This window comes from Coxiella endosymbiont of Dermacentor marginatus, from assembly GCF_907164955.1.
Classification (GTDB): domain Bacteria; phylum Pseudomonadota; class Gammaproteobacteria; order Coxiellales; family Coxiellaceae; genus Coxiella.
On the sequence record NZ_OU015521.1, the window covers coordinates 786,967 to 799,197 of the forward strand.

Here is a 12,231-nt window from a genome sequence, read left to right on the forward strand (position 1 = left end):
AATCAGAAGTTAATCAAAAATTATTATGACTAAAACGATTACTTGGAAAACTGTTCTGAGCAAAGAAAAGCAAAAACCCTATTTTCAAATTGTCTTAAATTTCATTAAAGAAGAACGCAAAGCTGGAAAAGTTATTTATCCTTTTCAAAAGGATATTTTTAATGCATTGAAATTCACACCCTATGAGGCAGTGAAAGTAGTTATTTTAGGGCAAGACCCCTACCATGGACCTAATCAAGCACATGGGCTAGCTTTCTCTGTACGACCTGGTGTCGTTTTTCCACCTTCTCTCCAAAACATTTTCAAAGAACTACACTCATGTTTAAATATTCCTATCCCTTCTCAAGGGAACTTAGAAAAATGGGCTAAACAAGGTGTCCTTTTATTAAATACAGCTCTAACCGTTGAAGCAGACAAACCTCAATCCCATGCCCACATTGGATGGCATCGCTTTACAAACTGTGTTATTGCTAGTTTAAATGATCACCCTAAAGGGATCGTGTTTCTTTTGTGGGGATTGTATGCACAACAAAGATCTATCTTGATTACCAATATCCGTCATCGAATCTTAAAAGCCGCTCACCCTTCCCCATTTTCAGCGAATCGAGGTTTTTTCGGCTGCCAACATTTTTCCAAAGCTAACAAATTATTGTATAAAATGGGACGTGGGGAAATTGACTGGTCAATCGAGAACTAAATAATCTAAGTTTCATCTAAATATGTTTGAGTAAAATAACTATAACCTAAAGCTCTTGTGTTTCTAGTTCCGATTCTTAAGGAGAATAAGTTTTTTATATTTCTCAAAATATTTACCTAATTTGACATTTTTTAACCTGGCAGATAGAGTTTTAAGTCGAATGCCGAGGTGGTGGAATTGGTAGACACGCAAGTTTCAGGTGTTTGTGGAGGTAAACTCCGTGGAGGTTCAAATCCTCTCCTCGGTAAATCTATAAGGTACTAGCATGCTCAAAATTTTACAGTATCCCAATACACGATTAAGAACTGCAGCACAACGAGTTGAAACTTTTGATGATAAATTGCAAAAAATCATTAATGAATTGTTCTTAACTCATTACAACACTGAAAATTGTGCAGCTCTGGCTGCCACACAGCTAAATTTGAAGAATCCTCAGCATATCACTGTTATTGATTTCTCTTCGAAGAAAAATCAACCTTTATGTCTCGTTAACGCAGAAATTATTGAGCGTATAGGAAAGCATACAGAAGAAGAAGGTTGTATGTCTGTCGGTGGTGGTACTTATGAAAAAGTCACTCGTGCTGCTAAAATTAAAGTACGTGCACAAGATCGTTATGGAAACTCACTAGAGTTTGAAACAGATGGGTTTATGGCGAAATGTATTCAACACGAATTGGATCATTTAAATGGAATCATCTTTCTAGACTATTTATCGTCACTAAAACGAAGACGAATTGACAAAAGATTAAAAAAACTGCAAAGACATTATAAATTATCTAAAAATATGGACTCATAGTGAAATCACATACTACCATTGTTCCGTTTACTCAAAATAATGCTACTTGGCGAGATTATCTTCAGTTGTGTAAGCCACGCGTCGTTATCTTAATGATATTAACCGCCGTAGTTGGTATGTGTCTAGCAAGTCCTGGTATCGTGTCGTGGCGTACCTTATTGTTCGGTAATTTAGGGATTGCGCTCGCCGCCTCTTCTTCAGCTGCACTAAACCAAATTCTAGAACATCATCTTGATAGATTGATGTACCGAACAAGTCGTCGTCCTATTGTGCAAGGTAAAATTAGCCGTCGAAATGCAATGATTTTTGCTAACATTTTATGTGTTCTGTCTATGATAATTTTGATAAGTTTCACTAATCTATTTGCATCAGTCTTAACCTTAGCTACCCTTATTGGCTATGTGGGTATTTACACACTTTATTTAAAACACATTACCCCGCAAAATATTGTTATCGGAGGATTAGCAGGTGCCGCCCCTCCTTTGTTAGGATGGGTAGCTGTTACAGGGCACATTAATCTTCCTAGTTTAATTCTTCTTATGATTGTTTTCATTTGGACTCCCCCACATTTTTGGGCACTTGCCATCTATCGTATTGACGATTATGCTAAAGCGGATATTCCCATGCTACCTAATACCAATGGTATTCCATATACTAAAATAAATATTCTAATTTATACACTATTACTTACCATAATTAGTTCACTACCTTTTATTATTGGAATGTCTGGATGGATCTATTTTTCCAATGCTTGCCTTTTAAATGTAGGTTTTATTTATTGGGTGGTTCGTTTGTATATGAGCAGTAACCAAAAAATACCTATGCGCGTTTTTCGGTACAGTATTTTTTATTTGATACTTTTATTTTCAGCACTACTTACCGACCATTATCTTAATTTACTAACAAATTAATTTTATAAAAATTTAGAGTGAAGAAATTTTTATTTTTTCTTATATTACGTTATCTTAAAATCCTTTAAAAGAAGAGGGAAACGCAGAAAGGGATTCGCTTACCTGAAAAATTTTTTACGTATAATGGTATGTTTACGCTCTGGACCTGTAGAAATCATAGTAACAGAGATCCCTAATAATGCTTCAATACGTGCAATATAGTTACAAGCTTCTTTAGGCATTTGCTTATAATTAGTAAGCCCATAAGTGGGTGTTTGCCATCCAGACATTTCTTCATAAATAGGCTCGCAAGTTTCTAACAGTGATTGATCGAATGGTGACTCATCGAGCACTTCTCCATTGCAGCGATAACCTATACATAATCGAATAATTTTAAACCCATCTAGAACATCCAATTTTGTCAACGCTATACTTGTCAAGCTATTTATTTGAATGGATCGACGCATAATAATTACGTCAAACCAACCACAACGTCTGGGTCGACCAGTCACCGAGCCGAATTCATTTCCCCGTTTTGCCATTTTTTCTCCATCTGCATCTTTTAATTCTGTAGGAAAAGGTCCAGCACCGACTCGAGTCACATAAGCTTTAGTAATTCCTAATATCTGATCAAAATAAAGAGGACCAAAGCCGCTACCTGTAGCAGCCGCTCCTGCTGTAGTATTTGAAGAAGTCACATAAGGATAAGTCCCAAGATCAATATCCAACAACGAACCTTGCGCTCCTTCAAAAATAATATTCTTTTTCTCTCGACGTAATTTAAATAATAAAGCAGTTACATCTCCGATTAGAAACCTTATTTTATCTCTGATTTCCATCAGTTGATCGTAGATAAGAATATAATCAAGAGGTTTTTGTGAATAATATTCTAACTGAAAATTATAATAAGCAGTTGTTTTTTTTACCTTTTCTAGCAAAACATCAGCATGCAATAAATCCATTGCACGAATACCTCGACGGGCTACCTTATCCTCATAGGCAGGGCCAATTCCTCGACCAGTTGTCCCGATAGCTTTATTTCCTAATGCAGTCTCACGCGCCTTATCGAGTGTGATATGATAGGGCAGTAACAAATTACAAGATGAACTAATTCTAAGCCGATCCGTTACTGGAATTCCTTTAGATTCTAGTTCTTGGATTTCTTCCACAAATGCTGGTGGAGATAAAACAACCCCATTTCCGATCAAACAAAGTACGTCTTTCCGTAAAATTCCAGAGGGAATTAAATGCAATACAGTCTTTTCACCATTTATAATTAAGGTATGCCCTGCGTTATGACCACCTTGAAAACGAATAACTGCCGCGACTTTTTCCGTAAGCATATCGACAATCTTACCCTTGCCTTCATCTCCCCATTGAGTTCCAAGCATTACTACGTTCATCAATTAATTCTCCGTTAACTTGTCAACAATCCTAAATAATTGTTGGTAATCCTTATGCTGTATTTTCAAAGTTAAAGTTAAGTAAAGATGATCCTTTGGATAACTCTTTTCATTCTTTACAACATCTATCTTGTATAAGATTAAGCGCAATTTATCTCTTCTATGTTACAAACATAACATTACAGGTGATATAACGGTGCCAGCTAATAATTCAACCACTGCCTAATCTAATAAATCAAGCCTTTTTCTCTGCAGTGCAGACAACCACGCATAATAAGGTTTTTCTCTTTCATTATAGCCAATTTAAGAAATTACATTCCCTGTAAATCAATTTTTTTATAAGAACAGATAGGCACGGCTTTCAATGCAATAATGTCTAAACCTTTTATATCTCATCAATTATATCTAATAAATCTGATGAATAGAGAGAGTCAATTGTATGAAGCAATAAGCCCGCTGTCGTGTCTCTTCAAGCACAACATGAAAGGCAACAATTAGTTTATGAGTTAAATCATGGGGTAAATTTACATATCGACGAGGATAACTCCCTTACTGTTCGCTAAATCAATTTTGCGAACAGTAAAATCTAATACGGCAAGTTGATCGACAACATAGAGCATTCGCTTTAGTAATGATATTAAACAAATTGGATTTTCCAATGTAATGTTTAGCATAACTTATTAGTGAAACCGCTGGTATAGCTGCTTATTTTCAAGTACGATTTCCCACTCACCTTGACATATTTACTTTATCTAAGCGCTTATTTTGATCATTTTTATGAAAATCCTAAAAGCTTGTTAAATTTTTTGAGCTTTATCAGTACACAAAAAGTATTTTAATGCTGGAGTAGTTAATAAATTGAAGAATTGATTCTTTAAACTCATTTAATGTATCTGAATACACTAAGGAAAAAAGGAAAATTACTATATACTAAATAGCACATCCGTCGTCCTCACAACGATCGATAAGGTAATAATTAGACTTCTTTAATTATTTCTCTTTTTAATATAGAGTTTGCCTTTTTCTAATAAAAATATTCGATCCATCTTTTCAGTTAAAAGACGATTATGTGTTACAATGATGAGGCTTATATTGAGAGAACGATTTAGTTGTAAAGCTAAATTAGTTACTTGCTCGGCAGTTTCTTCATCTAAATTACCTGTTGGTTCATCGGCAAGTACGCAACGAGGTTCCGTTACCAAAGCTCGTGCAATAGCGATTCGTTGCTTTTCTCCTCCCGATAATTCTCCAACTCGATACTTTTGTCGATGAATTAATCCAACTTTTTCAATATAAAAAATTGCTTTTTCCTTTGCAAGCTTAGGCTTCATCCCTCGAATTAGTAAAGGAATACAAACATTCTCCAATACATTAAATTCAGGTAATAAATGATGAAATTGGTAAACAAATCCTAGATACCGATTACGTAATAAACCTTTTTCTCGCTCCGTAAGGTGATTAATATCTTTGTTATCAATCCATATTTTCCCAGCCGTTGGTTTATCTAAACCTCCTAATAAATGTAAAAGAGTAGATTTTCCTGATCCTGAAGTACCAACGATTGTCACACGCTCCCCTAGTGCAATAGAAAAATTAACTTCATTCAAAATAGAGCAATGAAATTTTCCTTCAACATAGAACTTACTTAATTTATCACAGCGAATAATAGATGTTTCTTTATTCATATCGTAGTACCTCTGCTGGCTCTGTTCGTAAAGTAATAAGAGCCGGGTAAATAGTTGCAATCAAACTTAATAATAAAGCAATAACAGAGATATCTAAAACATCTAACCATTGTAATTTAGAAGGAAGAAAATTAACAAAAAAGACTGAACTCTTAAGAAATTGCACATGAAAAAGATTTTGAATAAAATTAACAATAGCTGTTGCGTTCAACGCTAAAATAACTCCACTAATCACGCCAATCAGCGTACCAATTAAGCCGATGATGACTCCTTGAATAATAAAAATAAGCATAATAGTATGAGGACTTGCTCCTAACGTTCGAAGAATAGCGATATCTGCCCGTTTTTCATTCACAACCATCACAAGTGTTGAAACTAAATTGAATACAGCTACTGTAATAATCAATAACAAAATAACAAATGTAATTGTCTTTTCCATAGCAACAGCATCAAAAAATGAACTAAATTGCTCCATCCAGTTTGTTACCATAAATCCATTAGAAAATACATTTTTTAATTCCCTAGATACGATTCCGGCTTGATAAATATTTTTTATTTTAACATGTAATCCGCTTGTTCCTTGAGGAAATAGTTTCATGCCATCAAACATATTAATGTAAGCAATTCCTGTATCAAAACTGAACCCTCCTTTCACACTAAAAATCCCATTAACAGTAAAACGGTGAAATTGAGGAAATACTCCTAAAGAAGTTTTTATAGCTTGAGGAGTGAATAAGTTGACCTTATCTCCGATAGATAAGCCTAATTGATCTACTAATTTTTGTCCTAATATAATATTGTAATTCCCTGCAATTAAGGTATTTAAGTGCCCTTTTACCATTTTTTGATCAAGCTTAGATATCTGCATCTCCTGCGATGGTAGTATTCCCAAAACATTCACCCCACTAACAGCTCCCTGATTACTTAATATCCCCATACCAGTAATAAAAGGAGCTGAGGCAATAACATCAGGATTGATATCAACGATCTTTTGCAAAGCTGGCCAAATTTGAGAAATATTTTGACTTGATAGAACTGTTACTTCAGGTGCGATCGTAAGAAATTGAGTTCGAATCTGATAATCAAATCCGTTCATTACAGATAAAACTATAATCAATACTGAGACTCCTAAAGCAATTCCCAGGATAGAAACAAGCGAAATAAATGAGATAAAATGATTGAGACACTTAGCACGCATATAGCGCAAGCCAACATAGAGGGAAATAGGTCTTAGCATAGTGTGGGCCACTATACTAAAAAAATAGCCGATGGGATAGCCTTGATAAGGCTTAACTTGAAGGATATCATATTAAATCATGAGATATTTAAACAAGGAGTTAATAAAAATCATCGATTTGTTAAGCGATGGAAAATTGCACAGTGATACCACTATTGAGCAACAGTTAAATATTGATCAAGCTGCTATATGGAAAGCCATTAAAAAACTAAAAAGCTATCAAATTCCAATAAAATCTCTAAAAAATAATGGCTATTGTTTAACTCAGCCGTTTATCTTATTAGACAAACAAAAAATAATTGTTAGCGCTCTAAAAAAAAAATCAATTCAGCTTGAGTTATTGGAGCAAATAGGTTCTACAAACGATCACTTAAAAATAGTACCTCATCAGAATAAGCTGGTGATTTGTATCGCAGAGATGCAAATAAAAGGTAAGGGTCGCTTTTATCGATCTTGGCATTCGCCCTTTGGACAAAATATTTATTTATCTTTAAGATATTCTTTTGATAAGAATATCAGTGAGCTAACAGGTTTAAGCTTAGTGTGTGGACTCGCTGTATGCTGTACCATTGAAAAAACCTGTCGTTTGTCTTTACCTATTTTTATTAAATGGCCTAACGATATTATATATGAGAATAAGAAATTGGCCGGTATTTTGATTGAAATGCAATCTGGAACTCATGGATTTTGTTTGGCCATTATTGGAGTCGGTCTTAATGTAAACATGCAAAGTGATATCAAAAAAAAAATTGATCAAGATTGGACATCTTTAATAAATGTAACTAAAACTTATCAAGATAGAAATGAACTCTGCACAGAATTAATTAAAAATTTAATAAGTTATTTGGAAGATTTTGAAAAACATGGTCTTATTTTCTTTCAAAATCTCTGGAAAGAAAAAGACTATCTCTTCAATAAATCCTTATATCTGATTACATCAAATCAAAAAGAATTTCATGGCATCGGATCTGGAATTAATGAACAAGGGAATTTAATACTCAAATTAACTGGCGGATTACAAAAAGCATTTTCTTCCGGCAAAGTTACCTTAATGAAATAGTTAGTGACCAACTTCATTAGGTAATAAGATTGAATGTATATAAACTTTTTTCGAAAAATCTAATATCGGTTGAAGATTAAGGTGCTCCAGCGGGTCTTCTCCGTAACGAACAACACCCATACAAGGAGCTTCTATCCATGCTTCTAAGGTTTTAATATTTTCATCAATTGCTCTCATCTGAGGTTCTATACAATTTGCCACCCATCCTAAAAACGAAATTTTCATTTGATTGATCGTATGAACTGTCAACATAGTATGATTTAAGCAACCTAATTTAATTCCTACCACTAAAATAACTGGAACATTTAACAATCTCACAAGATCTGCCATCGATTCTTCATTATTTAAAGGGACAAACCAACCACCTGCTCCCTCAATAATAAAAATATCGCTAGAAATTGAAAGAGATTTATTTATTTTTTCTATTAATATACTAGTTGTTAAATGTAGACCTTCTAACTGAGCAGAAATATGTGGTGCAATCGGTGATTCTAAAGCTACCTGATTAACAAATCCATAACTCTTTTTAATTGAAGATGCCTTTTGTAAAGCAAGCGCATCTTCGTTACGCAGTTTACCATTAATACGATGACATCCTGAAGCGATAGGCTTTATGCCAAAAGTAGAAAATCCTATGCTATTAAATTTTCGCAACAATGCCGTACTTATATAAGTTTTTCCAACGTTTGTATCTGTTCCAGTTACAAAAAATTTTATGGCCATTTCTTTAAACCTTTCTACAAATAAAAAATCCAATTCGATAAGTTAACTCAACTATTTTTTTATTCGTAAATGATGATTTCAAAATTGGCTTAGCTGATAAATCAGTTTTTCTCCTTTGAACTAAACAGTTTGCCCCGATATATTTGATAGAATGAATTGCTTCTTGTATGGTTTTAAACTCATCGGTAAAATTTATTTCGTGATAAGAAAGAATCAAAAAACCATTTTTCATTAATAGGTTAGTAACACAATCAGGCTGATAAAATTGATTCCGAGATTTTTTATCTAACTCATTAAAAGTTCCTTCTAGAGGAATTGAAAAGGCCATTATACCTGAGTGAACTAATTGATAAGCACAGACTTTAAAAGTATTGCTTAAATCCAAAGACCATTGTAGCCCCATGTTACAAAAAATGAGATGAAGTGAATTTTCAAAAAACAAAAAATCATCAAAATCAGCCAAAATGAACACAATATTAGAATTTTCAAATTTTTTTCTGGCTTTATTTAAAAGATTACTACAAAAATCGATCGCATATAAACTTTTGTATGAAAATGCCAAGCTAATTTCTTGAGTACTAATTCCCGTTCCACAAGCAAAATCACCAATAATTTCGTAATTAAATTCTATTCTTTTCAACTGACTCAATAGTTCTTTACAAATTTTTATCAGCATATAGCTATAATCATCATAAGTTTTAAATGCTCTATTGAAAGAACGTTGTATGCGTATTTTTTCATTAAGCATGATTAATAAAATTTGCTAACTGATTATAATAACTTTTTTCATGGATTAAAAAAGCCAAATGTCCAGATTCTGGAATAACATGAATTACGGCCCTTGGATTTAAATCATAAAGCGCTTTCGGATTTAACTGTATAATAGGGTCTTGTTCTCCAAAAACATGAAAGAGAGGTATTTTAATCCTTTTGTAAGCCTCTCTAACATCAGATTCAAACAAAATTTTTAGATACTTAAGTAATAAATCATGATATTCGAAAAAATTTAGAGAGTTATTAATTAACAAACGTTTATAATAAACTGTCCTATTAGGATAGTTAACTAGAGCGAGAAAATAATTAAATAAATTAGAAAAACTTCTCTTAGCTAGATTAATGAATTTATTAACTTCTAATAAGGAAATTCCTGGCCACTTCCCTTTTTGAACAAATCGAGGTGAACTTGATAACAAAATTAATTTCTTTACTTTCTTAGGAAAGTGAGCAGCTAGTAGAATTCCAATCAATCCTCCAAAAGACCATCCTATTACTGTTGTATCATCAGGTATTAAATAAGACAAATTGTAGACAACCCTTTCTAATGTTAATTCCTCGATATCAGGCAAATCGATTAAAAGAGATCCTCTGAAATACAAACTACTCTCTTTAAAAAGAGAAGATTTAAATCCCCATCCTGAAATAAATGCTACTGAAGACTTAATCAACATAAGAAGGAAGTGAGATAATAAAGAAGTTGAATAATTTGTTCTTTAGTGTGCAAGCAATTTAAGGAAATGCGAATTCTAGCTGTATCCTTAGGTACGCTTGGTGGACGAATACAAGAAATGAAAAAACCTTTCTCCAACATTTTCTCTTGAATCCGTTGAATTCTTTTATTATCTGCAACAAGGAGACACTTAATAGGTGTTTCATCACGAGATATTAGCTGCAGACCTCTACTCTCTGTTTGTTCAATAAAAAAATTAATTAATTCATTGAGTCGTTCTCTTCGCCAATATTCCGTTTGAATAATTTCTACCGATTTTAAAGCAGCCATACAAATAGCCGGAGGTAAAGCAGTAGTAGTTCGATAACTTCTCGAAAATTGTAAAATAGCTTCTATAAAATCTTTTCTACCAGAAACAATAGCGCCAGCACAGCCAAAAGCTTTTCCCAAAGAAGTTATTAAGCATGGAATTTCTAATTGAGTTAATCCCCACTTTTCACAACTTCCTCTTCCGTTTTTTCCTAAAATCCCAATACCATGAGCATCATCTACTATAAATAAAATATTTTTTCCGATAATATGATGATTAATAGCCGACAATGGCGAAAAATCACCTTCCATACTAAAAACACCTTCTGTAATTACTATATTAGGTTTTTTTAAATTTAATAAATAGTGAAAATGTTCCAGATTATTATGTCTAAAACGATAGTTCTGAGCTTTTGATAATTGAATTGCGTCAAGTAATGATGCATGGCAAAATTTATCCGAAAGAATAATATCTTTGTTCCTGCTTAAAGAAGTGATAACTCCTAAATTTGCCATATATCCTGAATTAAAAAAAATTGCTTGATCTCGAAGCAAAAATTCAGAAAATTTTACTTCTAATTGTTGCTGTGGTTTAAAATGCCCTGATACCAAAGCTGAAGACCCGCTACCCACCCCATAAGTTTGAATCCCTTGGACAAAAGCTTCTTTTACTGCTGGATGATTAGCTAAACCCAAATAATCATTATTACAAAAATTAATGCAAGACTGCCCGTTGACTCCAATCAAATTATTACTTCCACGATCTGTAATAACAAAACGCCTTCTCAAAAGTGAATTTTGTGCACACCGATCTAGCTTACTTTTAATTTTAGCAACCAGCATGAAAAACTCTAAATTTTCACCGATCTAGCTTACTTTTAATTTTAGCAACCAGCATGAAAAACTCTAAATTTTCATTGAAAGAGGAGTTTTAAGGCCTAATCGATTTAATAAATTAAAATCCCGATCTTGTGCTGGATTCTTTGCTGTTAATAATTTATCTCCATAAAAGATCGAATTTGCTCCTGCCATGAAACACCACGCTTGTAACTCATCAGTCATTCCTTCACGTCCTGCGGATAAACGAACCATAGATTTGGGAAACATAATTCGAGTTACTGCAACAGTTTTCACAAATTCAAAGGGATCTAGAGACTTTGTATTTTCTAACGGTGTACCTTTCATAGGAATGAGTTGATTAATCGGGATACTCATTGGTGGTACTGGCATTTGATTAAGTTGTAATAACAATTCAATCCGATCTTCTCGAGATTCATACTGGCATTTGATTAAGTTGTAATAACAATTCAATCCGATCTTCTCGAGATTCAAATTCAAAATATAAATCTACATATGGTGCCCGGGGTCGGACTCGAACCGGCACGAGTTATTCACTCGAGGGATTTTAAGTCCCTTGCGTCTACCAATTTCGCCACCCGGGCTTTAAGATTAGATAAAACAAGCAAGGCTGGAGTCGGGATCGAACCGACGTAGACGGCTTTGCAGGCCGTTGCATAACCACTCTGCCACCCAGCCAGATTAAGAGCCTGTAATGTTAACTCACTCTGGTATCCGACTCAACCAATAATTCATGCGATATACGGATGCTTGATAAGAGCAAGCTCGTGACTTAAAGCAAGCAGGGTTAGACTTTTATAATCATAACTTAGATACTTTTCTTGAAACATTACAGTACAGTTACACAACGCCAAATGAGCAACTGCAACAAAAACAGTTACAATGAGATGTCACAATTAAGATAATGATATCAAAATGCATTCAAAATATTATAAGGGGTGGGATTATTTTGTTGAAATTGATCTCAAAAGAAAGTCTAAAAGTTACTACTCTTATAGGATTTTTGGAGCGGGAAACGAGATTCGAACTCGCGACCTCAACCTTGGCAAGGTTGCACTCTACCAGCTGAGCTATTCCCGCTCATTTAACTCAGTTAATTTCTCATCTTGCAAATAGTAGAATATCC

11 protein-coding genes, 4 tRNA genes and 1 pseudogene are annotated in these 12,231 nt (G+C 33.8%); 5 read left to right on the plus strand and 11 right to left on the minus strand.

Features of this window, described 5'->3' with window-relative positions; translation table 11 throughout:
* Positions 1-25: 25 nt before the first annotated feature.
* From ung to cyoE, 4 genes are all read left to right on the plus strand, one after another.
* On the plus strand, positions 26-697 hold the full coding sequence (gene ung / locus ONG85_RS03080; protein WP_264435469.1) for a uracil-DNA glycosylase: 672 nt from the start codon (positions 26-28) through the stop codon (positions 695-697).
* 162 nt (positions 698-859) lie between these two features.
* Positions 860-944 (plus strand) — tRNA-Leu (locus ONG85_RS03085).
* A gap of 18 nt (positions 945-962) precedes the next feature.
* Positions 963-1,493: a peptide deformylase gene (gene def, locus ONG85_RS03090; protein ID WP_264435470.1), complete on the plus strand. Its 531-nt coding sequence runs from the start codon at positions 963-965 to the stop codon at positions 1,491-1,493.
* Positions 1,493-2,404 (plus strand): heme o synthase, encoded by a 912-nt coding sequence (gene cyoE / locus ONG85_RS03095; protein WP_264435472.1) that lies wholly within the window; start codon positions 1,493-1,495, stop codon positions 2,402-2,404. The genes def and cyoE overlap by 1 nt, the downstream gene beginning before the upstream one ends.
* Before the next feature lie 98 nt (positions 2,405-2,502).
* Here cyoE and ONG85_RS03100 read toward each other — a convergent pair whose 3' ends face one another.
* From ONG85_RS03100 to ONG85_RS03110, 3 genes are all read right to left on the minus strand, one after another.
* A complete protein-coding gene (locus tag ONG85_RS03100; protein ID WP_264435473.1) occupies positions 2,503-3,786 on the minus strand; it encodes an adenylosuccinate synthase in 1,284 nt (427 codons plus the stop codon).
* Between the two features lie 986 nt (positions 3,787-4,772).
* A complete protein-coding gene (locus ONG85_RS03105; protein WP_264435475.1) occupies positions 4,773-5,471 on the minus strand; it encodes an ABC transporter ATP-binding protein in 699 nt (232 codons plus the stop codon).
* Positions 5,464-6,708: a lipoprotein-releasing ABC transporter permease subunit gene (locus ONG85_RS03110; protein WP_264435476.1), complete on the minus strand. Its 1,245-nt coding sequence runs from the start codon at positions 6,706-6,708 to the stop codon at positions 5,464-5,466. Before ONG85_RS03110 ends, ONG85_RS03105 begins: the two co-directional genes overlap by 8 nt.
* 79 nt (positions 6,709-6,787) lie before the next feature.
* On the opposite strand from ONG85_RS03110, the gene ONG85_RS03115 reads away from it, so the two are divergent.
* Positions 6,788-7,768 carry a biotin--[acetyl-CoA-carboxylase] ligase gene (locus ONG85_RS03115; RefSeq protein WP_264435477.1) on the plus strand — a complete coding sequence of 327 codons (981 nt, stop codon included), beginning with the start codon at positions 6,788-6,790 and terminating at the stop codon, positions 7,766-7,768.
* Here the strand turns inward: ONG85_RS03115 and bioD are convergent, their stop codons facing one another.
* From bioD to ONG85_RS03155, 8 genes and pseudogenes are all read right to left on the minus strand, one after another.
* Positions 7,769-8,491 carry a dethiobiotin synthase gene (bioD, locus tag ONG85_RS03120; protein ID WP_264435478.1) on the minus strand — a complete coding sequence of 241 codons (723 nt, stop codon included), beginning with the start codon at positions 8,489-8,491 and terminating at the stop codon, positions 7,769-7,771.
* A gap of 4 nt (positions 8,492-8,495) precedes the next feature.
* Positions 8,496-9,239, minus strand: coding sequence for a methyltransferase domain-containing protein (locus tag ONG85_RS03125; protein ID WP_264435479.1), 744 nt, complete (start codon positions 9,237-9,239; stop codon positions 8,496-8,498).
* On the minus strand, positions 9,232-9,939 hold the full coding sequence (locus ONG85_RS03130; RefSeq protein ID WP_264435480.1) for an alpha/beta hydrolase: 708 nt from the start codon (positions 9,937-9,939) through the stop codon (positions 9,232-9,234). Before ONG85_RS03130 ends, ONG85_RS03125 begins: the two co-directional genes overlap by 8 nt.
* A complete protein-coding gene (locus tag ONG85_RS03135) occupies positions 9,933-11,090 on the minus strand; it encodes an aminotransferase class I/II-fold pyridoxal phosphate-dependent enzyme (protein ID WP_264435481.1) in 1,158 nt (385 codons plus the stop codon). The genes ONG85_RS03130 and ONG85_RS03135 overlap by 7 nt, the downstream gene beginning before the upstream one ends.
* Positions 11,091-11,153: 63 nt before the next feature.
* Positions 11,154-11,528, minus strand: a pseudogene (locus ONG85_RS03140) (biotin synthase BioB); the annotation flags it as partial.
* Positions 11,529-11,601: 73 nt separating this feature from the next.
* Positions 11,602-11,689: transfer RNA gene (locus tag ONG85_RS03145), tRNA-Leu, on the minus strand.
* 23 nt (positions 11,690-11,712) lie between these two features.
* A tRNA-Cys gene (locus ONG85_RS03150) sits at positions 11,713-11,783 on the minus strand.
* Between the two features lie 326 nt (positions 11,784-12,109).
* Positions 12,110-12,185 (minus strand) — tRNA-Gly (locus ONG85_RS03155).
* Between the last annotated feature and the right edge of the window lie 46 nt (positions 12,186-12,231).